The sequence below is a fragment of the Paenibacillus sp. J31P190 genome (assembly GCF_059692075.1).
In genome coordinates this window covers 112,100-138,484 of the sequence record NZ_JCAUAS010000010.1, presented here as the reverse complement: position 1 = coordinate 138,484, position 26,385 = coordinate 112,100, and the positions used below count along the sequence as shown (strand labels likewise).

Genomic DNA, 26,385 nt, shown 5'->3' with positions numbered 1-26,385 from the left:
TCATCCCTCCTTAGCGTTTTCCGAAGGAAAACTTTCTTCGTAAACTTAATCTTAGTAAACCTATCGTGCCGCTAAAATCTGAATGAGAGTTCGCGGTAAATGGATGTAATGAAATTGATCATTTGCTGCAGCATGCTGAAGAACAATACCCCAAGGAAGATGATGATACCAATAACAACAAGCGTCAGAATCATGGTGACCACCGTTTTGGAAGCTGAATATTGATGAACCGTCATGGTGCCTACAAACAGCAGCCAGATGAACCAGATGTAGGCAATCGCATCGAGCAAATAATAAAACGTGCTTTCGCTTCCCGTAATCACATTGCTGTAAAGCGTCTGCGGGAGATAGATCAGGATGAGCGGCATCAGCGCATAGCCAGTTGCCATTACGATTTCTTTAAACTTGCCTTCCCCATCCATCAAAGTGGTCAAAGACCAATTCGCCATACACCAAAGCAGAAACGGAAGAACGATAAATTTCAGCTCATTGAGACTGTTCAGCTCGAGCGGATTGTTCATATTTACGACAAACCCGCTGTACTGTCGTTTCAAAATGGTGAAGAGCACGAGGAGGAGTAAGCAGATGACAACAACCTTCAACCTGCCTTTTTGTTCGTACTTCATCTCCCAAAATCCGTTGAACGGATGCACCATCGTATAAAAAGGATTTTTCAACACACCGATTTCCGTGTAATGCTTACCACGCATTCTTCTGCCAGCAAGCTTCACAGCTGTATAACCAAGACCGAAGACAAGCGCAAAGCCTAGTACGATGGTGCCGAAATGCGCGAATACGACTTCTTTCCGGTACCGTTTGAAAGCTTCGGAATAATAGTCACGGTTATTTCCCAATTTGAAATAGCTCATCGCCCCGCGGTTGTCGCCATTTTTCAATAACGATTTACCGATCCCGATGTAAGCCACCTCAAAGTTTCCATTCATTTGAAGCACTTGCCGCCATGAAGCGGTAGAGGCATCTGTTTTCCCATTGTAGAGCGATTTTACTGCTTCGCGTATCAGGCTTCCGTAACGTGTAGGCTGGAAGACAGACAAACGGTTGTTGTCTTTATCGAGCACCAGCACCTTGTCCCCGAGCATCGCAATCGCCGAAGGCGTGCGGAATTTCCCCTTTTCGCTGCCAAGTCCGCCGAATTCGTACAGCAGATTGCCGTCTTTGTCATAAGTGAAAATGCGGCCCCTTTTCAAATCCATAGCACTGTACATGCCGCCTTCATCCTTGGCAATATCGATGAAGATGGAGCTTCCAGGCGCGCTGCCAACTTCTAGCGTACGAATATCCCCTTTAGGCGGGAAATATCCTTTATCCCTTAAAATATCCACACCAGACGGGTTCAGCCGTTTGATCGGACGATCCGATTTTTCCTCTGAAGTGGTCGTATAAATAAAACCATCTTCATCAATGTCCAAATTATTAAATTCAAGCGGAATGAACAGCTGCATTTGCTCGCGCTGCGCTTTCGTCGAAATCCGCTTCCAGAACAAATCAACGGGATTGAACTTCACGCGATTCGTACCGATAAACCCGTTGAATTCACCATCGGTATCAAATTCCATGATTCCTTCATAGGATCCGCGACTGATGACATAGATCCGCTGCGCTTTGTCGACAACCAGCTTGGTTGGCATGTATTGGAACCCTTCGCGCAGCAGGGAAGACTTCGGCTCCCCCATTACACGTACCAACGCTCCCTGACTGTTCAATTCTACCAGCCTTCTGTTTTGCGTATCCGCGATAAGAAGATGACCGTCGGTTCCGTTGTAGAACACGCCTTCCGGCTTGCTGAACGTTTCCTTGCTTCCGTTATTTTCGAACCCGGAAATAACCTGAACTTCCCGAAACTGATCATTCAATACGACGATTCGATCATTTCCGGTGTCCGCAATGTAGATTCGGCGATCACTGCCGATGAATAGATCCTGGGGTGACGACAGATTGCCCGTTTTCCAGTCTGTTCCATACATGACCTGCCCCAGCTCATAAGGACTCGGAGCCGGGACGCTTTGTCCCCAAAAATTGTAATTGTACGTATCGTTGTTAGGTGCGGCATATACAGGAGCGGCCATACCGATGAAAAGCACAACGGCGAACATCATGATAAGTATTCTTTTCAAGTGGCTCCCCCCTGTTTACTCTTTCAGACCAGAAGTGGACATGGTTTGGATGATGTTGCTTTGTGTCACGATAAACACGGTTATAGGCACGGCCATCATTAGCAGGGTAACGGCTGAGACCGGTCCCGTCCGCACCAATCCACCGCTTGCTATTTGCCCGAACACGTAATCAACGGTCTTCAACTGCTCACTGTAAATATATTTATGGCTCGTCACGGAACCATTCGTCCACAAATTTTGCAGCGAAAAAATGACCAGCGTCAGCCACGCAGGCTTAACGATCGGCATGACGATCTGCCAAAAAATCCGGTATTCGCTGGCTCCATCGATTTTCGCTGCTTCCAGAAGAGAGTCTGGGACTTGCTCCATAAACTGTTTCATCAGATACAAGCCGAGTGTCATGCCGAAGGACGGCAAGATGATCGCCCAATAGGTATTAATGAGATGAAGCCAAGAAATGGTCATGTAGTTTGGTACCTGTGTGACATACGCCGTAAACATAAGCGACATAACGACCAAATTGAACAGGATGTTCCTGCCTGGGAATCTGATTTTGGCCAACGGATAAGCAGCGGCGGATGCGATGATGACATGCCCCACTGTGCCGACAATGGCAATTAAGAATGTATTGAACACATAACGCGAGAATGGCACCCATGAATCGGAAAAAATGTTCGCCAAATCTGTAAAGTTTTTGAATGTCGGATTTCGCACTAATAGCTTGGGTGGAAACACGAATATTTCATCGATCGGTTTAAACGCATTGCTAATGGTAAAAATCAGCGGCAGTGCCATAAAGAAGGCTATGCCGCCAAGCAGCAGGAACAGTAAAATATCAACCGCCCAAGAACGGTTCAAACGCTTTGGCATCTTTAATGTCAGCTTCATTCCGGTCATTCACCCACTTTTCCTAGCAGCTTACGCGTCAAGAGGTTTGTTGCAAACATGATGGTAAACAAGACGGTCGCGATTGCCGAGGCGTACCCCATCTCGAAACGGATCGAACCATAGTCGACTAAGTGGGTCACAATCGTATGTGCAGCGTAATCAACACTCGGGAAGCCAATCATGTAGATAGAAATTTCAGCCACAGAGAAAGCGAGTGTGATTTGAATAACCGCGCCGAACAGCAGCTGTGGCCGCATGGCTGGCAGCGTAATAAACCATAGCTCCTGCCAACGGTTACGCACGCCATCGATGGCACCGGCTTCATACAGCGTGCGATCTACATTTTGCAGACCAGCGATAAAGGCTAGAAAAGATGTTCCTAAACTGAGCCACAGCTGTACGAGGATCAGAATCGCAAGAACGAATCTTGGATCCTGCAGCCACTGGATCGGCTCCAGGATCATCCCCCATTTGATCAGAAATGAATTGGCATATCCGTATGAATCGCTGGCAAATAAAGTCTGCCAGATCAAGTACGTGTTACCTGAAATCGAAGGTGCATACAGGATTAGCGTGAGCACAGCGCGCAGCTTAGGCCGCAGCTCATTGATCAGCCAAGCGAACAGGAAGCAAGCCATGTAGCTGATCGGCCCGGTAATTAATGCAAACAGGAGCGTATTTTTGAGTGCGATCAAAAAGATGTCATCCTGTACGAACAGTCTGGCGAAATTTTGCCAGCCAACCCATTTAGGCGGTTCCAGCATATTGTAGCTCGTGAAGCTTAAACAGACGGACATTAATACGGGAAATACCGTAAATGTAAGGAAAATAAGAAAATATGGCGCTATTAACATATAGGCATGCTTATGTTTTTTGACATCACTGCCCAGTCGGCCGATTTTACCTCGGAACGCCGAGTTGGATTTCATCACGGTTGTTCCAGTATCACGTGGCAAGCTAGGGTTCACTGCAGGCTGTTGTTTCATGGCGCCCCCTCATTTCTCGTAGGGAAGATTAAACTCTTTCCGTTTTAAAGCTATTTCGTCGTTGATATAACGAACGTAATAATCCATCGTTTCGCGTGGATCATCGCCTTGAACGACGACTCTACGAAATGCGTTATCAATGTTGCGTCCCGTCAAATAACCTCCCGGGACCTCGGGTATCCCTTTCACCCATTTCATCTGCTCTTTCAATCTGTCGAAATCTCTGGAAGGCCAAGGCAGAGCGGCTAAAGCTTCCATGTTGGCCGTCGGATACCTAGCCGAAGATCCCATGCGAATTTCCATTTGACGTCCAAACGCGATTTGGGTCTCTTTGCTGGTCCACCATTCCATAAACTTCCACGCCGCAGCTTTGTTTTTCGTGCGTTTGAACATGACAACGCCCGATCCTCCACTGCCGACATCGCGACGAAGGGATCCATCCGGCTTTTTCGTACCAGGAACGGGTGCAAACTCCCACAACCCTTTAATTTCCGGGGCAAAGACAGACAACTTGTTGTACATTGTGTAGTCGGCGATGCCAATTGGCATTTCGCCTGTACGGAAACGGTTAGCGAAGTCCGCTGCGATCGGAATTTTATAATTCACGTAAAAATCGGTCCATTGTTTGAACTCCTTGATCGCCGTTTCCGAATCAAGACCGCTGGATGTTCCATCTTTTTTATAAAACTGTCCATCATGCTGGTATAAAAACATGGCTAAAGCCGGATTCGGCGGAAGCGTAATGATATCCCTGGTTTCCAAGTCATTACCGAAGGTGTTGAGCGGTTTTTGCGGAAGTCCGAACTGCAAGTTATGCTTCTGCAGGGTAGGCAGTAAATCGTAGACGTCCTCCCACGTTTGCGGAGGCTTCATCTTCAGTTCATCTTCCAATATATCTTTCCGATAAAAGAGAACTGGGAAGGTTTGCGTTTCCGGCAGCGCGTAATAGCTTCCTGAAAACTCATACGGAACCATCGAACTCTCGCTAAAGCGTGATTTTACGCTATTGAAATCTGGAAACACCGATAGATCCTGCATCGCGTTGCGGCTTGCATAATTGACAGGCAAATCGTTGGGAGCTTGCAGCGCTACGTCCGGACCTTTACCTGCTACCGTAGAAGGCAGCAAAATATCTGCTGATACCAACTTCAAATTGATTTTTATTCCTGTCTTTGGTGTGAAGGTTTCGTCAATTAATTTCTTGATGGTCTGCGCTTGGTCACGTGCTGAGGTTACCCATACCGAAACCGAATCGGCTCCCTCTTTTGCGTTCGATAACTGATCGTAATTCTCAAAGAAGGAAGCAATGAAAGCTCCTGAACTGCTTTTGAATTTCTGCCACGCAGTCGCTTCCGGATTCGGCAGCTTAGCTTTCGGCGAGCTTAGCGTCAGATAATCGATGGCGAGCGGTTGTTCATTCACCGAAAGCAGCCACGCTCCGAGTCCCCCTACATTGGTTTTGAACTGATCAATCCGGGATGGCACCGTATCCGGTCTATCTGCCATATCACTGAGCTGGTAAGCCAGCGTATTCAACATTGCGGTACGCTCGTCGTTCTTTCCATTCTGTCCTTGAATCAACTTCGTAATTTTATAGAGCAAATCACTTTGTTTGCGAAACTCCCCAGCCATCTCGGGAATTCTTTGCTCGAGCTGATAGTCCCGGAACGAATCGGGCACCGTTCCTGTAAAGCTAATAATTTTACGATAAAGCGCATTTAAGTCCAAAATGCTCGTTTCCACCGCATTCAGAATCGGAGCCAAATCCCCCAATGTCACCTCGAGCCGGACTTTGTGTTTGCCCTTCGTGAAATAAAACAAGTACGGATGCTCAGCATCTTGACCGATCACCGTCGTCTGCCATTCGCTATTGAAAGGAAAGCCGACATGCTGAAGCTCCTGAAAGGGCATTTTGCCGTCGATGTACATCGTTCGAAGCGAAGCCATCCCGCGCAAATAGTTTTGGTGATTTTTCACCGCTATTTGATACAATCCGTCGCCTGGCACATCCACTTCCCATTCGATCCATTGGCCAGGAAGCCGCCATGCCCACCCGCCCATTGCATTGTTCCGCAATTTAGATACGTGATACGGCTCAACCGCGGGACTAGAACGATCATTATAAGGTAAAAGTGTTGGAGAAGATTTATATAAGGCGCGTTCGCCTTGAACTTGCAGCATCACATCTTTCGCAAGCTGGTAACCTTTTTGCGTATATGTGCTCGCCAAAGTATCATACGAAGGCGTTGTTGCCGAGTTTGAAAGATTAAGTGAATGAATAATGAGCGGTTCTCTTACCGAAGTAAACATGATAGAGTGCTTGCCTTTTGAAAAATAAAACAGATAAGGATCCTCATTAAATCCAGTGGCATCCTTTAATAACGATGCCTGCCACATCGGCTCTTCCACTTGCGATGGAACCAAATCGTTGCCCTGCTCATCACGCTCGAACTCATTTTTATCGTTTTTCCATATCCGTTGAAACGTTATGCTTTTGGCCTCGGCAAAAGGGACCGAACCGTCAATGCGCAATTCTCTTTCAATATCCGAATCTTTCCCGCTTACCGTGTAGTATTGGATGCCAATGTTGTACATGCCTTCTTGCTCGACTGTAAATTGCCATTCAATGGACCCCGTATCCGAAGTCAGAATAGACTTCCCGTTTTCCCCTTGATAATTGTCTAAAACAGAGACGTTCATGCCTTGGGCCGAACGAAATTGTTCGGTGGGAATGACAGTTTCAGCGCTTGGGCGCGCCGATTGTTTGTACTTGGCCAAATATTCCGCATAGCTGCCTTTTTTATATGTATCTGCCAAAGCCGATAGCACTGTGCTGCTTATTGGACGCTTTTCCGCTGAAGCAATTTGGCGGGAACCGCCGCCGAGCCACTGATACGGTACGAACCCGGTTGCAAAAAACAAAACGAATATGAGGAACACTTTGGCGTATGCTCGGCGCATGGGTTTTCCCCCTTTTCTTAACTTTGCCCCTAATCCCTGCTAGCATGGAATTAGGGGCATGGCATCATGTATGTTTATTTGCTATCCTCGAGCAGTTTGCTGATCTTTGCTTCGAATTGCGGCTTCACTTTGTCTACCGCTGTTGCGGGAGATACTTTACCTTCGGTAATGTCCTTCACAATACCTTCGAACAGTTTCTCTCCATCAGGAATTCCATAGTAAGAAATGTAATTAATGTTATTACTCATTTGCTTACGAGTATCCATGGACTCTTTGTTCGGGTAGGACTGCTGCCAAGATTGCTCGGAAAGCTTTCTGCCTTCTTCGTTCAAGCTGATTTCATCCATAATATGTAGAGCAACTTCCGCATTCTTCGAATACTTGGATACCATCCACATGTTGCCGAATGGCGTGTAGGACACATATTTGTCGGCTTTCGGACCTTTCGGGAAGAAAACGTAACCTAGTTCTTGGCCCTTCATATTATCCTTCAAACCACCGAGTTCCCAGCTGAAGCCCGCGTACATAACGCCTTTGCCCGCTACAAACTCTTTGCTTGCATCCTCTGGTATCGGCTGTTCAATCGATTTATCTACGTTGAACAAATCAGATGCATATTGCAGCGCTTGGATGGAGTTTTCACTGTTCAAAGAGAACTTGATAGCTCCGCTTGCATCTTTATCCACGGCCCCTTTGTTCGTGTAAACCAATTGCTCCGTGAAAGCTTTCACTTTGCCATAAGCTCCTGTGATGCCCCATACGTCTGTTTTACCGTCACCATTCGTGTCCTGTGTCGCTTTTTTGGAGAACTCGCGGAATTTCTCCCAAGTCCATTGGCCTTTTTGCTGCAGTTCATACGGATCTTCCAAACCAAGCTTCTGCACTAACGTTTTATTATAGAAGATACCGTACGGGGACGGAGAGGAATCAACCAATCCGTATTGATGGCCATTGTAGCTGCCGCCAACCCTCATCCAATCGATATATTTCGGATCGGATGCTTTGATCCATTGGTCGATCGGCTGAACAAATCCCTTGTTCACAAGCTGCGGGAACGACCAGAATAATTCCAATCGAACGATATCCGCGAACGGCTGTCCAGAAAGCGAAGTGGTCGTGAAATTCTCCACGTATTTGTCGTAATCTCCGAATTTAACAAACTCGATTTTACAGTTGTATTTCTTTTCAGCAGCTTCAATTAATTTGATTTGCGCTTCTTCTGCTGGACCTTTCTCTTTCACTGTTCTTGGGTCGGCTCCGTCATACCAGGCACCAATTTTAATGCTTTGACCTTTCAAATCAACTTTCTTTTCTTCCGGTTTCGTACTTTGCTGCGGCGTCGCTGCTGCTTGTGCAGTTGGCTGTGGGGTCGGTGATGTCTTATTAGCCGTACCTTGAGAACAACCAACTACACCTGCGACCATCGTAAGAGCTACTGGAATTGCAAGTAATTTAAACGCTTTCATTCGAACCCCTCACTATCCTTTGGATTTGAAAAAATTAAAACGCTTACAAAATGATCTCTTTACAAGAACAAGTTGAGTCCCATTGTGTAACACCCGAGTTATGTATGCCAACTAAAATCGTTCGACGGATGTTTAATTCTCCTAATTCAGGAGAATCGACACAATTAGATATATCTTTAACCTCGTTCTTTAATAAGATTATAGCGAAATGACCTATCTTTGTAAATAGTTAATATATCTTTTGTTAAAATATATAACTTTAGTTATACTCAATTTGTCCCGTGCACAATAAAGAGCTTATGCCTTCCTTGGTTGATGCAAGCCAAGCTGCGCCCCAAAAGACGTAATGCCTACTTGAACGTGTGAAGTTGTGCTTTGTACAACAACTTCGCGAATCCAGGACGCTTGCCTTGCTATTTCACCATTCCCCCAACAAATACAAAAAAAACACCAAGAAACCATATTCACTTACCGAATGCTTATGCATATCCACAATCTCATTTACACTCTATGATGTTCCCGAAGCTTGGATGATAGCGGTCCGGGTTTGAGCATGCTTGCCTTAGGCTGCAAAAATCTGCAGCTAACTGTCCTAAGTAAGGCAAGCTTCGCCACCATACCCACTAGCCTCGTAAAATCGGGCTATAAATATAAAACCTTCCCATAGGCATGACTAACACCTGGGAAGGTTCGTTGTTTATAGTTGTACGGCTGGTAACTCAGTCGTATACGGATTCGGGCGTGGCCCCGTGGATTCGCGTTCTACCCATCGTACCGGCGTCTTAATTTTGTATTGTTCGGTATCGGCGTTCTCAATTCTCCGAATGATGATTTCCGCCGCTTGGCGCCCAATCGAGTAATAATCTTGGCCGACCGAAGATAATGGAACTTCGACATGCCTGGCTATTTCATGGTCGTCAAAGCCCGCTATGGATAGCTGTTCGGGAACGCCAATCCCCATTTCCAAGGCGGCTTTGAGCAGTTCGACAGCAAGATGATCATGCTCAACCTGAAGAGCGGTAACCTTCATATGCCTCAATTTCGAAATCAACGATTTGTAAAATGCTTTGGCGTTTGCCCCATTCAACTCACGATAGAAATCCGTCAGCACGAGATCCGAATCGATTGACATCTTATGGTCTTTTAATGCTTTGCAATAACCTAGATACCTATCCCTAACAGAACTGCGGTATTCAATGCTGACGCTGGAAACAAATGCGATCCGTTCGTGCCCGAGTTCAATCAATCTTTTGGCAGTCATATACCCGCCTTCAAAGTTATCGGATACGACACTGCTGATAGGCAAGCTATCGAAATATTGATCGATCGTCACAATCGGATAATCGTTCCAATAAAGTGCATTGATCACATCGATGTTGCTGATTGTGCTAATTGGATACACGATGATACCGCTCAGGCCGCTTTTCGGCACCTTGGCCAGTATCTCTTTTTCTTTTTCTTTTTTCCAGTTGCTATTGTGTATGCTCAAATAATAGCCTTTGGAGTCCAAGTAATCGTGGGCTCCTTTGATATAGTCAAGCTCACTTGTAGCCATATAAGGCAAAATCATTGCGATGATGGGGTGCGTTGCGTTTGGAATAGGCGTATCAACGGCATCTTCCGGATATTTTACGTAGCTTCCGCTGCCGCGTTTGCGGTAGATCATGCCTTCCCGCTCCAACTCGATCAGGGCCCGTTTGGATGTAATCCGGCTGACGCCGTACTGCATCGCAAGCTCTACTTCGGTCGGAAGCTGCTGCTCAGGCACATACTCCCCGGATCTAATCTTTTCTTTCAAATCGCTCAAAATTTTCATATACAGCGGTTTACTATCCAATTCCAACACATCACTTCCAGTTGTCCATGCATCTCGCAGACTATTTGATATAAAAATATATACCAACATTGTAAATTAAATATACCAAATTATCAAGCATGCTTATTGGGCCCAAACTTATTCTTCATCCAACTGCCTTACAACTTGCAGCGCCTCTTTACCGATCCCCAACTTATAACCTGCGGACAGATACCGGATGCAGCATTCACGATCCAACACAAATACAAGCGGAAGATTAGATTGAAGCTCCGATTGGATACCAGTCAGCACGGATTGCAGGCCTTTGCTGGAGACGTCTTTTGCAAAATCTGTTTTGGCAGGTAAGCCATCATAAGCGTTCGGCTGAAACGCAGCAGTCACTTTATCATCCTCAACTACCAGGCAAATGGAGCCGCCCCAATCATCATACTCCTTAGAAAGCTCTCGGAGTTCCCGGATCAAATGCTTCGTAGGTTCCCGATCCGGATCGATCCAAGCCATAAGTAGGCCACGATGTTCAGCCAATTCGCCTAGCTCACTTCTTTTACCATTGAAAAATGAGAAAGACAAATCTGGATCGACCGATCCCAATACAGGCGCTTGAACGGATTCCTTGGTAAAAGCCGGTACAATTTCCGTTGTTCTATCTGGCAATACAGTAAACATCGCGAATTGCACCCTAGTTGTCCCATCTGGCAATCGCGTACCTGTCGTTAACCGGTAACTGCCGGGCTTCACAATAAGCGGCTCCTCATAGAAGTCCTTTTTGCCAGCTGTGAATTGAAGCGTCTTGTACTGGCCATTTTCAAAGCGTGCTAAAGAAAAGTTACGGAAATATTCCAAGTCATTATCGGCTGCAGCATTTGCAATGAACCTGATGCTCCCTATTTCCTTGTTAGCTGACAAGTCCGTCTGTTCTTGGTCACCCTGTTGTAAAAATACAACGTCCTTCCACGACTCACCAGCCCGAAATTGGGGACTCCGTTCGCTCGGTTCAAGACGCGCAGGGACCCCTAAGCTTCGTGCCAACGCTACGAAAAGAATATCGCGACTCAAACGGTCGCCTTTTTGCAATCGGAAGCTCCCTATAGGTGTTGCCATTCCCTGATAATAATTCAAATCTTCCATAATCTCAAAGTGCTCCGAGAGCCAACCGACCAACTTGACTGGATCGTCCCGAAAACTTCGTTGCTCCGAATCTGTGAATTGATCCAGAAAGAATTTCCTGTAAGGCCTTATCATTTCAAAATGAACTCTTGGACAAAGAATGTAATGCATAAACGTTTCTTCATCAAACTTTTCTTTAAACACAGCCGACTGGATAAGATGCTCTGCAAGCGTTGACCCGATGGTATCCGTCAAATCTTTAACGTTCAAACTCTCTAGCAGTTTCAAAGTCCATTCGCCGTATCTCGGCGTATATTCTTGTAAAAAAGCAGCGATTTCGTGACTGTTACCACGCGCCTTCTCCAATATGTCCCTGACCCTGCTCGCGGGCAATGACAACTTTTTCGCCATTTCTTCAGCCTGAAGGGTATCTACGAATGAAGCTTCATATTTCTTCCTGATGCTTGCGCCCTCCTGAATACGACGGTTGTTCTCTTGTTTTTCGGCTTCGGTGATAGCGTCTTCCGCTCTATCCGGCAGTTCCTGCGGGGGAACCATATCGAAGACGCTGATCCCATTCTGCGGCAGTTTATCGGACAATTGAATGTCGAACACATCGGCATCCTTCACGCTAATCTTTTTCGTCCCCCAAAGATTTCCCGAGACTGAATGAATCAACAAATCACCAAGACCTGCGGTTAAGAAAGCTTCCCCTCGCTCGTCTGCCGGTATAGTAGCAATGGGAGAAAAATCAGCATAGTTGTATACTTGGAAAATGACAGTAGCCCCAGGCACAGGATTTCCCTTTTCGTCTTTGACCCTGATCGTAATCCTTTTGCTTGGGGCGTAAGGGCTCAATAAATTGATTTCAGAGTACCAAGGATGTGCTAATGTAAGCTCCTCTGGACCTGGATAGTTGGCTGCAACGCGAGTATTGACGAGCATAGCTCGCTTCGCCGGCCCCCGAAACCACCCCTCATTCAGCCGAGGCTCCGGCTCGCATGCGCCAAGAAAATACCATTTTCCGTCGGCCCACGCCTCCACCCAAGCATGATTGGAATCGCAATGCGCCCATCGCGGTGTATAACACTGGCGGGCAGGAATACATAAACTCCTAAGTGCTGCCACCAATAGAGTCGACTGTTCTCCGCACCTTCCCAGCGTATTGCGGACCATCGTCAGCGGGGAAACCGTCCGCGGGTCGCATCCGACATAGGTCGCTTTCTCATGGCACCAGTGATTGATTTCTAATATGGCCTGTTCCATCGAAAGGTTCTTGACTCGATCAACTAATTGTCCGAAGAACCATCCCCTGCTGTCCTCAATGTTTTCATTATTTACTCGGTATGGAAGCACAAAATGCAGAAACTCGTGATCGGGCACACCTCTTCCCCATTGCACGTCTTCACGGATTTCAAGTGTAGTTCGCACATGGCTTAAAAAGAGACATCCCTCATAATCCGCCAAATCATTCAGCGGCATGTATGCATATAAAAATTTAAGAGCCCACGCTTCTTCTTCATTCATAGGCTTCTCAAAAATGTCAAAAAGCTCCTTCTCCCTCGCTTGCGCCACTTCCCGTTTAAATCGCATTTTTTCTTCGATTCTCGTGATCGTAGTGCTGTCTAACGAAAAAACATTCGTCATCGTTGTGCCCACTCCCTTATTCATTTTATAAGTGCCACATCCATAATGATATATCTTTTGAAATATATATTACAATATAGTATATCTAATTTAAATATATTTTTTTATAACTCAATCAGAAGTTTATTTGGGAACTTCTGCTGAGATCTGTGTCACTGCTAGCTCAGACGTGGTTATTGATGGGGAGTGGCAGCAAAGTAGATATATCTGGTTACCAGATAATACGAAAAGGCTGCTTTCGTTGGTATTGTGAGTGTTGACCACGCCATGGGCGACTCAGCACGCGCCCAGGATTTGCGCGCATGGGCTTGACCAGCGCCATGAGACGAGAAAACGAGTGCCCAAGATTTGCGGAGGCTATTCGCAAGACACATTCGCGTGCTGATCCGTGTAATGTTGTATTTCGTGCAACAATAGGCGAGCTAATCCACGTTTTCCACGCGATCTCACCCCCTAACCCAACATAATTTAACACGAAAAAAGCTGCCTCCCCCAAAGGGAAGCAGCCTAATAAGCTACAAATATATTAATCAAAAGCCATTGGAGCAGCAGTGGATTGCCTAACAATCAGCTCCGGAGGCATCACAACACGTTGCTTGGCTTTCGATTCTTTCTTCAATTCTTGAATCAACAAATCGACGACCATCTTCCCCATCGGCTCGATCGGCTGAGCGACAGTCGTAAGCGGTGGATCTGTTACTGAAGCTAGAATCGTGTTATCGAAACCGATCACGGACAGATCCTCTGGCACGCGCAAACCAAGCTGCTTAGCGGCTTGAAGCGCACCAATAGCGAGCAAATCATTACAACAAAACAGCGCGGTCGGCCGATCAGAGCCTGATTGTCCCAACAGTTCAAGCGCTTCACGCTTTCCATCTGCTACAACGTAGTGGCAATTGCGTACGCTGTTTTCCGGCAGCCCAACTCCCGCTTCTTCCAGCTTGCTCTTGAAGCCTCGCACCCTTTCGCGGCTGCTGCTTACTTTCGAGTGCTCCGCCAGAATGGCCATGCGCCGATGACCCAAATCCAGTAGATGCGTTGCTGACAACGCACCTCCCACAAAGTCATCAACTACGACCGTATGAACGTCGATATCAGGCATTTCCCTTGCGATCATAGCAATGGGGATCGCTCTCTCCATCAATGGAGTCAGCATGTCTTTATTGTCCATCCCCGTACCAATGATCATGGCATCCACACTTTTTTGCTGGAGCAAATTCAGATACCGTTCCACCCGTTCATCTTTGTTATCGCTGCTGCAAATGACCAGACTATAGCCCATATGATGGCCTTGATCCTCTACAGCTCGAGCAATTTCCGCAAAAAAGGGATTGGAAATATCGGGCACAAGCAGACCTAACGTATAGGTCTTTTTACCAGTCAGCGCTGACGCGATAACGCTAGGCTGATAATTGAGCCGCTCCATAATTTTTATGATTTCACCGCGCCGTTCTTCGCTTATTTTTCCTTTGCCGTTCATGACCTGCGAGACCGCCGCAATGGACACACCGGCCTCTCTAGCCACATCATAGATGGTTGCCTTCATCCTACTACCCCATTTTTCTTGAAGGATACTTTTTTTCTTCCATTATGAAGGGGCTGACGGGAACTTGCAAACCGGCTTACGCTTCGCGCGGCTTCGTCATGATCCAGGCATGTTCCGGATCATTATGAAACTTCCATGTTCGAGTAGGTCCCGCCATAACATTCAGGTAGTACACATCATAGCCTGGAGGCGCCGATACAGGGTGATAACCACGCGGAACGAGCACGGTTTCCCCATTCTTAACAATCAGCGTCTCATCAAGCGACCGATCGTCCGTGTACACACGTTGAACCGCAAAGCCATGGCCCGGATCGACGCGATAATAATACGTTTCTTCCAGAAACGATTCGTCTGGAAGCGCATCGCGATCATGCTTATGTGGCGGGTAGCTCGACCAGTGCCCATTCGGTGTAAAGACTTCAACCACTAGCAAGCTATCCGCTGGCTCCTGCTCTGGCAAAATGTTATGAATTTGGCGCTCTATATTGCCATATCCACGCGTTTCTACCCCTACCTGATCAGGTGCAATCAGACGTGCCTTATGGTTGCCAGCACCAGGAGCAGAGCAAATAGCAAGCTCCACCGCAGTCAGCGCAGTAACCTCGTAGCGATCATCATTAGGTACATAGACGGAATATGGCGGTATTTTCTCAAATACACTCATCCGCTGCCCAATATTTGTCCACTCTGCTTGCTTGGTAGCCACATCGGCTTTCCCGCTAAGCAGGACAAGACAAACTTCCAGCCCGGCTGTCTCACGTCTCAAGGATTGCCCCACTGCAAGCTGTACAACTTCGAAACCAACATACTTCCATCCAGCTGATTCCGGAGTTACTGTTAAAAGGCTGCCTTCCTCATTCGGGGAGGAGGCAGGCGTTACAATCAGTTTGGACCTGTTCATGTTAACGTCTCCCTCTCTTACTGAGATACCGAGGTCTGTTTAAGCAAATCTAACGCCTCGCTTACTTTCACCGGCCGGCCCAAACGGGAAGACAGCTTAGCAGCCAAAGCGATCCGCTCCGCCTGCATACCGTCATAGCCACTCACTGGTACAGGCTTATCATTCAACAAACAATCGATGAAAATTTGTGTTTCTTCCATATAGGCAGCTTGATAGCGTTCCAGAAAGAAATGCAGCGGCTTTTCGCTAACAATAGCATCCGCCGTACTAACTACGGCTGTATTAGGGTGATCGTTGGCTACAGCTACACTGCCTTTGGAGCCAAACACTTCAACCCGTTGGTCATAGCCATATACCGCTTGACGGCTGTTATCGATGACACCGAGAGCACCGTTCTGGAACTTCAGCGTTACGATTGCGGTATCGACATCGCCGTGCTCGGCGAAAACCGGGTTAATAAGCACATTGCCCTGCGCATATACTTCCTCAACCTCGCTTCCCGCTACAAAGCGGGCCATGTCGAAATCATGGATCATCATATCCATGAAAATGCCGCCCGACACCTTGATGTAATCAGCGTGCGGTGGATTCGGATCACGGGACGTGATTTTCACGATATGCGGATCGCCAATTGTTCCTCCTTGAACAACCTCGCGAACGCGCTTGAAGTTGTGGTCAAATCTGCGATTGAAGCCGATTTGCAGCTTCACACCAGCCTGATTAACGGCAGCAATGGCCGCTTCGGTTTGGGTGATATCCATGCTGATTGGCTTTTCGCAGAAAATATGTTTACCCGCCAGTGCAGCGAGTTGAATGAGCGGGACATGCGTATCCGTGGACGAGCAAATAAAGATGGCGTCGATGTCTGGGTTATCAATAAGCTCATGGCTGTCTTTTGTAACCGTCTGAATTTGACGTGAAGCAGCCCATGCTTCTAACTCAGGACCTGCAAATAAATCACTCACTGCAATGATTTCAACTTGAGGTATTCGCAGCAGATTGTCTGCGTGGATTTTACCAATTCTGCCCGCACCGATAATGCCGATTTTAATTTTTTTCATCATGCGTTCCCTCCCGCTTTGCCTGTTGAACCGAATAATTGAATTTTGGCTCTAACGGAGGCGATGATCGCTTCCCGTGCCGGCACTAAATAGTTCCTTGGATCGTATGCTTCCGGATGCTCATTCAAGAACGAACGGATAGCGGCTGTACAAGCAATTTGATTATCTGTATTCACATTGATTTTGGCCGTACCGCAAGCGATCGCTTGACGGATCTCTTCATCTGGCAGACCGCTTCCGCCATGAAGCACAAGCGGCAGTCCAGTCAGCGTTCTAATTTCCTCCATTCGATCGAAACCGAGCTTTGGCTGTCCCCGATAAGGACCGTGAACAGATCCAAGGGCAGGAGCTAAACAATCGACCCCCGTCTCCCTCACTAAACGAACGCAGTCCTCGGCAACAGCGTACATGCCTTCGGCTTCGTCTACGACTAAGTCATCCTCGCGTCCGGTAATCCGGCCCAGCTCCGACTCCACCGATACACCCAGCACATGCGCGGCTTGTGTCACCTGACGAGTGACCTCGATATTATGCTCCAGCGAATGATGAGAAGCATCGATCATGACAGAGGTAAATCCGGCATGGATCGCACGGATACATAGGTCATAGCTGGTTCCGTGGTCTAGATGAAGAGCTACTGGGACCGTTACACCATAGTGCTCAATCAGTGATTTCACCATTCCTACAATACAGGGCAGTCCGCCCATATAAGGGATATAAGCTTCACTAACGCCTAGAATAACAGGCGCTTGTTCCTGCTGAGCAGCTTGTAAGATCGCTTGTGTAAACTCTAAGTTATTCAAATTAAACTGCCCGACAGCATATTTTCCTTCCAAAGCCTGCTGCAGCATCTCTTTCATTGAAACGAGCGTCATGAAGTTCACCTCTCCTGTCGATAAGGTCTAACCCGCTGTTACCAGCGAGCTGTGACCATTTTCTTACGCGTATAGAACTCCACGCCGTCCGTCCCATTCGCATGCAGATCGCCATAGAACGATTTTTTCCAGCCAGAGAAAGGGAAGAAAGCCATCGGTGCGGGAACGCCTAGGTTAATGCCGAGCATACCAGCATCGATATTTTCACGGAATTGGCGTACATTGCTGCCATCCTTTGTAAAGAGGCATGCGCCATTGGCAAAATCAGAACGATTGGAGAGCTCGATCGCTTCCTCAAGAGTAGCCACTCTAATGACAGAGAGAACAGGTGCAAAAATCTCGTCTTCCCAAATTTTCATGCCACACTCAACTTGGTCAAAGATCGTAGGTCCCACGAAATAACCTTGCCCCTCAGAAGCAGCGTCCTTACGGCCGTCACGGACCAGAAGCGCTCCTTCGGTTTCGCCGATTTCAATATATTTAAGCGTTCTTTCTTTATGCTGACCGCGGATGACAGGTCCTAAGAAAATACCTTCTTCCAATCCATTACCAATCGTAATCCGATCAGCAGCTTCAAGCAGCTTGCTTACAAGCGTATCGCCAACTTCTCCAACCGCTACCACAACGGAACAAGCCATACAGCGCTCGCCTGCAGAACCGAAGGCTGCATTGACGATTTCTTTCACAGCAATGTTCAAATCGGCATCTGGCATAACGATCGAGTGGTTTTTAGCGCCTGCGAGTGCTTGAACGCGTTTCCCATTCGCAGAAGCAGTTTTGTAAATATATTCGGCAACTGGCTGGGAGCCAACGAACGAAATAGCTTTAACTTCTTTGTGTTCAAGAAGGCCATTGACCACGTCATGCGCGCCATGAACGATATTGAGCACGCCAGCTGGTAAGCCAGCTTCATGGAACAACTCAGCCAATCGGTTTGCAAGATGAGGTGTGCGTTCAGATGGCTTCAGCACGAAGGTATTGCCGCAGGCAATCGCAAGCGGGAACATCCAGCAAGGAACCATCATTGGGAAGTTAAATGGTGTGATACCACCGATAACACCAATCGGATAACGGTACATACCGGATTCAATATTGGACGCGATATCTGGAAGCTGTTTTCCCATCATCAACGATGGAGCGCCAGCGGCGAATTCTACACACTCGATGCCGCGAAGTACTTCTCCGTAAGCTTCGTTGTAGCTTTTTCCGTTTTCTTGTGTAACGATTCGCGCCAGCTCTTCCCAATGCTCCACCAGAAGCTGTTGGTATTTGAATAATACGCGAGCCCTACGTGGTACAGGTGTGCGGCTCCAAGTTTGGAAAGCTTCTTGTGCCGTACGAACCGCATGATCCACATCATCTTTCGTAGAAATTGGAATATGTGCAAGAATCTCTTCTGTTGCAGGGTTATATACCGGTTCTGTTTGTGTAGATGTTGAAGCGATCCATTCGCCGCCAATCCAGTTTTTCAATGTTGTTGTCATATGTGGACTCTCCTTTAATGGTTCGAATAAATTAAGATGCTGTAATTTCGCCGCGGTTGCAGCGCTCGATATAGTCGTTGACTTGATCAGTTGTCGGCATCGCATCGGAGCAGCTGTGACTGGAGATCACGATACAAGCTGCGGCACTGCCGTATTCCATACTTTTTTCAATCGTCCAACCTTGCATAATGCCATAAATAAAGCCAGCGGCATAAGAATCCCCTGCACCAAACGTCTTGATCACTTTAGCCGGGAAGCTCTTGGCACGATGACCAACACCGTCTGGCGTATAAGCGATGGAGCCTTCCTTGCCATGCTTGATAATGACAATCTTGGCCGAGTAATCAAACCACTTAGCAGCCGTGATACGGTCATTTTTCTCTGGATTGTTCTCAAAGCGTTCCATCATATCGAATTCTTCACGGGTACCCAAAATAATGTCACATTTCTCAGCCGCCAGATTGTAGTAAACAGCTGTTTCTTCTGATGTCTTCCAAGTGTATGGACGGTAATCCAGATCAAAAATGATGACGACCCCATGCTTCTTCGCGTACTCCAATGCCTGAAAGACAGCTTCACGGGACGGGCTTTGTGCAAGTGCTGTACCAGAAATAAGCAATACCTTCGCTTCAGCAATCAGCGATTCTTGCACTTCAGCTGGTGTCAGCAGCAGGTCAGCCACATTGTCGCGATACATAAGGATGCTGCATTCCGTTGGACTTTTGATTTCTGTAAAGGCCAGTCCGGTAACCGCGCCGGTATTATCCGTCACGACATTCGTGGTTTCGATGTTGTTCCGCTCTAAATAATCAGCGATGAAACGTCCCATTTGATCGTTGGCGATTTTGCCAATAAAGGCCGTTTTCATACCCAATCTTGCCATGCCAATCGTAATGTTTGCGGGTGAACCCCCTACATATTTGGTAAAAGTCATGGTCTCTTCCATGGGACGATTAATTTCATTCGCATTCAAATCTATACATAGTCTACCAATCGCTACAAAATCCAGCGGCTTCGACTGCGGAAAGGAAACATAGGTCATCGGATCATTACCTTCTTTCTTGTGGAATAAGGGATTCTATATACAGAAGTGCTTGCTTCGCATATTCGTAAGGGTTGTGTGCAGCCGGATCCTGCTCGCCTTCCAGCATCGCCCATCCCGTATATCCTTGAGATAGCAGCTCCTCAAAAATAGGAGCGAAGTCGATACAGCCATCACCAGGAACGGTGAACACGCCTTTGCGGATACAAGTCACGAAGTCGACCTTCTCGGCGCGCGCTTCATCTAACACGGCTTGCCGAATATCTTTCAAGTGGATATAAGCAATCCGCTTCTCGTGCTTGCGCAGCACAGTGAGTGGATCCGCCCCGCCGTAATAGGCATGACCGGTATCAAAGAGCAGGTATACGAGCGATGGATCCGTGAGCTCCATCAGCTTATCGATTTCCTCTGGACTTTCAACAACCGTTCCACCATGGTGGTGATACGTCAGCTTCAGACCGTACTCCTGCGCGATAGCTCCCGCAAGATTCAGTCCTTCGGCTAAGCTTTGCCAGCCGGCTTCATCCAGTCGCAGCACTTCCTTCTCGTTCGGGGAGCGGCGCGGGTCGAAGTGGAGCGAGCCCCCAACTTCCGCTGTGCTGATAACCGTACTGCCCATTTCCTTGAGAAATTGAGCATGCTTCCTGTAGGCTTTCAGCTCCTCGTCCCTGTAAGCTGGATCAGAGAATAGCACGGATTTCCACTGTGACACGAGGCCTATCCCCCGCTTAGCCAGCTCCTGCTTCAACACGGCAATATCGGTCGGATATTTGCGGCCCATCTCGGTACCTTTCAACCCCAACGCCTGGATATCATCTAAAATTTGCTCATATGTGGTATCCGCGCCATGTTCTTTGACGTCTTCTCCCACCCAATTAATTGGATGGATACCTAGCTTAAATGGCAGATCTTTCATAGATATGTTCTCTCCCCTTTATCGTTAAATGGGTCTCGCCGCTTGTATGTTTTTCTTCATTTCTTCGTGTGCTGCAATTACTTTCTCGCTCTCGGAAACTTCTGGAACACCTACTTGCCACCAGGATTCATAACCCTGTGTGTTCGTTCCCGGAACAACGGGAATTTCGATCAGCGTTGTGACCGTCTCTTCCTTCGCTTTAAGCAGCGCTTCCTTAAGTTCTTCCGGTGTGCTCGCTTTGTACGCCTTCGCGCCTAAGCTGCGCGCATGCGCTGCGAAATCGATAGGCATATATTCGCCTGTTAACTTACCCGAAGCGGCTTCACGATATCGGAACTCATTCCCGAAGCCGTCGCTGCCGTGACCCCTTTGCAGATTATGGATGCATTGGAAGCCATGATTATCGAACAGCAGCACCGTGAATTTCCGGCCCTCTTGTAGGCTTGTGACCATCTCAGAGTGCAGCATCAGGTAGCTTCCATCACCGACCACGGCATAGACCTCGCGATTCGGCTCAGCCAACGCTGCCCCGAAAGCACCGCTAACTTCATAGCCCATGCAGGAGAAGCCGTATTCCATATGATAGGTTTTAGGCTCCGATGATCGCCATAAGCGGTGTAAATCCCCCGGGAGGCTCCCCGCCGCGCATACAATGACAGCTGAAGGATCAATCGTTTGATTAATGACCCCTAGTGCGCGAGTTTGGGCAAAGCCCTCTTCACATTCCGCATTGTACAAGCGGTCAACCTCGCCATCCCACTCTGCTTTCAAAGAAGCTATGTAACCGTTCTCGTAACCGCTAACATAGCGCTGCGCCGTCAAAGCATCTTTCAGAGCGCTTAAAGCTTCCTTCGCATCAGCTGTAATGCTGATCCCGCTCATTTTCGAAGAATCAAATCCACTGACATTTATATTAATAAACTGCACCTTCGGATTCGCAAAAGCCGATTTCGATGCTGTTGTAAAGTCGGAATACCGCGTCCCTACGCCGATAATCAGGTCCGCTTGCTTCGCCAGCACATTCGCTGCGAGTGCGCCCGTAACACCAATAGCGCCAACATTCAGCGGATGGTTCCAAGGCAACGAGCTTTTACCTGCTTGCGTTTCTGCTACAGGAATCCCAAAGGCAGCTGCAAATTCCATTAATTCCTTCGTCGCATCGGCATAAAGGACTCCGCCGCCGGCAATAATCAACGGACGCTGTTTGCCTACCAGGCAGGCCACAGCGCGATTCACCGCTTCTCTTGCTGGCGGACGTCTATCTAGATAGTGGACTTTCTTATCGAAAAAGGCTTCCGGATAATCGTACGCCTCAGCCTGCACATCTTGGGGTAAAGCTAGGGTAACCGCTCCCGTTTCTGCAGGGTCTGTTAACACTCGCATCGCCTGTACAGCCGCGCTCATCAGCTGCTCTGGACGAACAATCCGGTCCCAATATTTACTGACTGACTTGAAAGGATCGGTAGCTGACACTGTATAATCACCCACAACCTCAAGCTGCTGGAGCACTGGATCCGGTTGTCTTGAGGCAAAATTGTCTCCTGGCAGCAGCAGCACCGGAATCCGGTTGACTGTCGCTGTTGCCGCGGCGGTCACCATATTCAGAGCACCTGGTCCAATCGATGTGGTGCAAGCATAGATTTGCCGACGGTTTTGCTGCTTAGCGTAAGCCGCCGCGGCATGAACCATCCCCTGTTCATTCTTGCCTTGTATATAAGTAAGGTCGCCTGCGCTCCGTTCCAAAGCTTCTCCAAGTCCTGTCACATTGCCATGACCGAAAATCCCCATGACACCACGTACAAACTTGGTCTCTTGTCCATCCACTGACACGTACTGTTGGTCCAGAAAACGAAGCAGCGCTTGTGCCATCGTTAGTCGAATCGTACTCATGACCATCTTCCTTTCACGATAAAGGTTAAGCGCTTAATCTCACAAGGTTAAGCGCTTAATCCGATAGTACAACATATTGTTTTCGACCGCAATGCCTTTTACAAAAAAAATCCCTGGACCAAGAAATGGCAATGGCATAGTGACATCCTGAAGCTTTTAACCTTATGGTGTCACTCTGCCATTCCTGTACTCCTTGGGTGACATTTGGAACTGCTGTTTGAAGACATTCGTAAAATAATTTGGCTCATCAAACCCGATGGTAGAAGCGATCTCGAATATTTTCATATCGGTATTTCGGAGCAGCAAAGCCGCCTTATCCATACGGAAACGGGTAACGAAGCGCGTAAAACTTTCCCCTGTTGCTTTCTTAAATACAACGCTGAAATAGCTTGGATTTAAATGAATATGCGAGGCCACATCGGTCAAGCGGCACTCTTCGTTGTAGTGCTCCTCAATGTACTTGACGGCTCTCTCGATCAGATTGTCACTTTTGGCCGCCTGCCAGTTGTTAAATTGCTGCTGGAAGCTCTTCACTTGCTCGGCAGCCCAATTAAGGACTTCTTCAGAGGTCCAGTGCGTTTGCGGCATTTCGTTAGGAATCCTGGCTAGCGCATTGTTATCATCGGGATCAAATTGCTTCTGTATCGTTCCAAGCAAAGCAATGGAGAGTGATAACGCCCCAATCCGCATTTCCTCCGGCGACGAAAGAGGCAGCTCTGCAAGCACCCGATCCAAAAGAAGCTGAAGACTGTCCTCCTGACCGACCAGAATGGCAGACATCAGTTGAACTTCCATCTCTCTAACCCTCGCCTGGTTAAGCGACAGCATAATCCCGGATCCTATTTCACTTCCACTCTCAGGAAGGCTGGCAACAGGTCCGTAGACAATCCCTTTGGTCAAGTTATACAAATCCGCTAACTCAGCAGCAGAAGGGCCGATCCCCATAGAAATCATATGCAAGCGAATTTTTAAATACTCGAAGGAAGCATTTTGAATGGCTTCTTGCAAGCTCTCCTCGACTCCATGTTGTGCCGAAACCAGTACAAAGCTGTCATGCTCCACCAATAGCAGCTGCGCCTCAACCCCCGCTCCATTCAGCAGCTCTTGGGCGATATTGGAGAACGCAAACTGTAGCAGGCTCATGTCGCTTTTCCCATACGCCTTAATTGCCAAATCCTCGCTGTTCATTTGCAGAAGCCACAGCTCCTTGCCAGCCAGAGCATCGGTTAGCCTTGCTGCTGTGCTCTTCTCATAAGGCAAGTCCAGCAAAGCCGATCGAAGCTCCTGATCTTGCTGGAGCCGCAGCTGCACTTCCTGTTTCTGCTGCTGGGCATATTTTACATAGAACCGCTCGGATGCCTTATTCATCACCTGACGAACATCCTGTTCCGTGCATGGTTTGGTCAGAAAATCCAACGCACCATGTCGAACAGCCGCTTGTGCATATTCAAAATTTTTGTAGCCCGTCAAAATGATGACAAGCATGTCGGGATAGTTCTGCCGTAAATGCCCTACGAATTCGATCCCGTCCATGATGGGCATTCGGATATCGGTCAACACCAAATCAGGCTTAAGCTCATCCAGCAGCGCCAGTGCATCTTGCCCGTTGCTAGCTTCGCCAACCACTTCCCATCCTAGGTCTCTGCCTTCTAACATCTTCATGAGCCCTTTTCGAAAATTCGGCTGATCTTCTACAATTAATACTCTCCCGATTCTCATGCTGCTGAACCCCCTGTCTCAACGTTGTTTACAAAAGGCAAAACAAGGCGCATGGTGGTACCGCTTTCAATCACACTATTGATCTCCAAACGATAAGGTGAGCCATACACCAGCTCGATTCTCCTAACAACACTGCGAACCCCGAGACTTTCTCGCCCATCTGAACGCTGCGGCAAAGAGGAGCCCTCGAAGCCCAGTATTTGCGAAATAGCCACTTCGTCCATACCGCACCCATTATCCGTTACTTCAATCTCCAGAAACCCATCTCGACGGCTCGCTTTAATCAACAGCACTTTATGCGACACTTTGTTGCGAAAGGCATGCATAAACACATTTTCGACCAATGGCTGGAGAAGAGACCGCATAACCTGGCCGTTCTGAACGTCATCATCCGCTTGAATGATCGTCTCCAAGTCCGTTTCAAAGAGCTCCTTCTGTACCTTCAAATAGTTACGAATCTGCTGAAGTTCTTCTCTCACAGTGGTTAGGGTACGCACAGGCATCAACGAGTACTTGAGCATCTCCGATATGGCCGCGATCAAGGCCGCTGTTTCAATCTCGTCTTGCAGATAAAGCTTCCAATAAATTTCGTTAAACATATTATGCAGAAAATGTGGATTCAGTTGGGCCTGCAGCGCTTTAAGCTCCGCTTCCTTCTCACTTAACTGCGTCAAATACACTTCCTTGATCAGCCTTCCGACTTGTTCGGCCATTGCGTTAAAGCTCTCTCCGATATAAGCCAGCTCATCTTTGGTTCGAATCTCAATGCGCGTATCGAAATCGCCAGATCTTACTTTGCGCAGACCCTGCAGCAAATCCTTGAGCGGCCGCAGCAGATTGCCCGTGGAGAGTACGATCAACACACTGGTGAGAAGAATGCTGATCAGGCCAGAGTATACGATTTTCTGAAATAAATCCCGATTCTTGCTTTGAATAGCCGTAAGCGAAGTTCCGCTAACTAGCTTGAAGGAAGTCACTTTCGACTGTCCTTGAACGAACAAATGCTGATCCATAATCTGAGTTTGATTCAAATTTTTCAAGCGTTCCTGTTTATCTATCGTGCTCTCCGGCGAATTACTAAATAACAGCTCATTATTCTTGTTGAACAAATAGACTTCGCCCTCTCCATTCTTCGTTAGTTCCTTTAGAGAACCTGAGAAGAACGATTCGTCAAAAGCCATCACGAGCACACCATACGTGTTCAAAGCGCTATTTTTCATCCATCGGGCCACAATGATTGTGTTTCTGAACCCGCTTGGCTCCACGGAGGATGACAATGGCATGTTAATCCATACGAGATCCCCATAGGTGTCGTTGATTTTGGAACGAATTGTGCTGAATACGCTCTCATTCGGCATGTTAATGGCCGAGGTGGTATAGCTGAAATAAGAAGGATTCCCTTTGAGGTCATACAAGTACATGCCGGTAATATAAGGCGCATCGGATTTGATCTGGAATATCTGATCTTCGATTTGCTTTTTATTGTAGTACAGATTAAAAGGATCGGAATCTTCGCTCGAATTGATCAGCGTGATGACCTTTTCGATTTCAGGATTAAATACAACCGTTTGTGAGATCCGTACAACCTCCTGTACTTTCAGATCCATCTTCGCCAGTGCTTCTTCGTTCGTACTCGAAAACTGCTTACTGATTTCCTCTTCAAACAGTGTCAAGTTATAGCGATACGTTAAATAACCCGTTATGCCGAAGGTCAGCAAAATGATGACGGATAAGCTGAGAATCAGTTTTACCCTGAAGCTGCGGTTAATGCTTAGTAAAAGTCGACTCCATGATCTCATCTCATTTACCCCTATATCTTAGAGTGGCCAATCCCTTGACGCCATTATAGCAACATCTTTCGTGTTCCTGCCATCCTTTTAGTCATATAGGCAAAAATTGAAAAAAGCTTAGTTCATCAATCATGAACTAAACTTCTTGGCAAAGC

General features: G+C 47.5%; 17 protein-coding genes. All 17 read right to left on the bottom strand.

Going from position 1 to position 26,385, the window contains the following annotated elements:
• Positions 1 to 71: 71 nt before the first annotated feature.
• The 17 genes from AC58U0_RS19030 to AC58U0_RS18950 all read right to left on the bottom strand — a co-directional run bounded on the left by AC58U0_RS19030 (position 72) and on the right by AC58U0_RS18950 (position 26,239).
• Entirely contained in the window at positions 72 to 2,135 is a 2,064-nt protein-coding gene (locus AC58U0_RS19030; protein WP_497380538.1) for a YIP1 family protein, read from the bottom strand.
• A 15-nt stretch (positions 2,136 to 2,150) separates the two neighbouring features.
• Complete coding sequence (locus AC58U0_RS19025; RefSeq protein WP_057304328.1) at positions 2,151 to 3,023, bottom strand: carbohydrate ABC transporter permease; 873 nt, start codon at positions 3,021 to 3,023, stop codon at positions 2,151 to 2,153.
• A 5-nt stretch (positions 3,024 to 3,028) separates the two neighbouring features.
• Complete coding sequence (locus tag AC58U0_RS19020) at positions 3,029 to 3,952, bottom strand: carbohydrate ABC transporter permease (protein ID WP_057304329.1); 924 nt, start codon at positions 3,950 to 3,952, stop codon at positions 3,029 to 3,031.
• Positions 3,953 to 4,018: 66 nt separating this feature from the next.
• Positions 4,019 to 6,970, bottom strand: a complete 2,952-nt coding sequence (locus tag AC58U0_RS19015; RefSeq protein ID WP_497380537.1) for an extracellular solute-binding protein — start codon at positions 6,968 to 6,970, stop codon at positions 4,019 to 4,021.
• Positions 6,971 to 7,044: 74 nt separating this feature from the next.
• Positions 7,045 to 8,436 (bottom strand): ABC transporter substrate-binding protein, encoded by a 1,392-nt coding sequence (locus AC58U0_RS19010; RefSeq protein WP_497380536.1) that lies wholly within the window; start codon positions 8,434 to 8,436, stop codon positions 7,045 to 7,047.
• A gap of 697 nt (positions 8,437 to 9,133) precedes the next feature.
• Entirely contained in the window at positions 9,134 to 10,282 is a 1,149-nt protein-coding gene (locus AC58U0_RS19005) for a GntR family transcriptional regulator (RefSeq protein ID WP_497380535.1), read from the bottom strand.
• A gap of 108 nt (positions 10,283 to 10,390) precedes the next feature.
• A complete protein-coding gene (locus AC58U0_RS19000; RefSeq protein WP_497380534.1) occupies positions 10,391 to 13,006 on the bottom strand; it encodes a transglutaminase domain-containing protein in 2,616 nt (871 codons plus the stop codon).
• Between the two features lie 526 nt (positions 13,007 to 13,532).
• Positions 13,533 to 14,552, bottom strand: coding sequence for a LacI family DNA-binding transcriptional regulator (locus tag AC58U0_RS18995; RefSeq protein WP_497380533.1), 1,020 nt, complete (start codon positions 14,550 to 14,552; stop codon positions 13,533 to 13,535).
• 76 nt (positions 14,553 to 14,628) lie between these two features.
• Positions 14,629 to 15,453 (bottom strand): 5-deoxy-glucuronate isomerase, encoded by an 825-nt coding sequence (iolB, locus tag AC58U0_RS18990; RefSeq protein ID WP_497380532.1) that lies wholly within the window; start codon positions 15,451 to 15,453, stop codon positions 14,629 to 14,631.
• 17 nt (positions 15,454 to 15,470) lie between these two features.
• Positions 15,471 to 16,514 carry an inositol 2-dehydrogenase gene (iolG, locus tag AC58U0_RS18985; RefSeq protein WP_497380531.1) on the bottom strand — a complete coding sequence of 348 codons (1,044 nt, stop codon included), beginning with the start codon at positions 16,512 to 16,514 and terminating at the stop codon, positions 15,471 to 15,473.
• A complete protein-coding gene (gene fba, locus AC58U0_RS18980) occupies positions 16,514 to 17,389 on the bottom strand; it encodes a class II fructose-1,6-bisphosphate aldolase (protein WP_497380530.1) in 876 nt (291 codons plus the stop codon). Before fba ends, iolG begins: the two co-directional genes overlap by 1 nt.
• Positions 17,390 to 17,427: 38 nt before the next feature.
• The gene (locus AC58U0_RS18975; RefSeq protein WP_497380529.1) at positions 17,428 to 18,873 is read right to left on the bottom strand and encodes a CoA-acylating methylmalonate-semialdehyde dehydrogenase; all 1,446 of its coding nucleotides are present in this window, start codon (positions 18,871 to 18,873) and stop codon (positions 17,428 to 17,430) included.
• A gap of 31 nt (positions 18,874 to 18,904) precedes the next feature.
• Positions 18,905 to 19,915 (bottom strand): 5-dehydro-2-deoxygluconokinase, encoded by a 1,011-nt coding sequence (gene iolC, locus AC58U0_RS18970; protein WP_497380528.1) that lies wholly within the window; start codon positions 19,913 to 19,915, stop codon positions 18,905 to 18,907.
• A 7-nt stretch (positions 19,916 to 19,922) separates the two neighbouring features.
• Entirely contained in the window at positions 19,923 to 20,831 is a 909-nt protein-coding gene (gene iolE / locus AC58U0_RS18965) for a myo-inosose-2 dehydratase (RefSeq protein WP_497380527.1), read from the bottom strand.
• A 24-nt stretch (positions 20,832 to 20,855) separates the two neighbouring features.
• On the bottom strand, positions 20,856 to 22,721 hold the full coding sequence (iolD, locus tag AC58U0_RS18960; RefSeq protein ID WP_497380526.1) for a 3D-(3,5/4)-trihydroxycyclohexane-1,2-dione acylhydrolase (decyclizing): 1,866 nt from the start codon (positions 22,719 to 22,721) through the stop codon (positions 20,856 to 20,858).
• 162 nt (positions 22,722 to 22,883) lie between these two features.
• Entirely contained in the window at positions 22,884 to 24,440 is a 1,557-nt protein-coding gene (locus tag AC58U0_RS18955) for a response regulator transcription factor (protein ID WP_497380525.1), read from the bottom strand.
• Complete coding sequence (locus tag AC58U0_RS18950; protein ID WP_497380524.1) at positions 24,437 to 26,239, bottom strand: sensor histidine kinase; 1,803 nt, start codon at positions 26,237 to 26,239, stop codon at positions 24,437 to 24,439. Before AC58U0_RS18950 ends, AC58U0_RS18955 begins: the two co-directional genes overlap by 4 nt.
• Positions 26,240 to 26,385 lie beyond the last annotated feature (146 nt).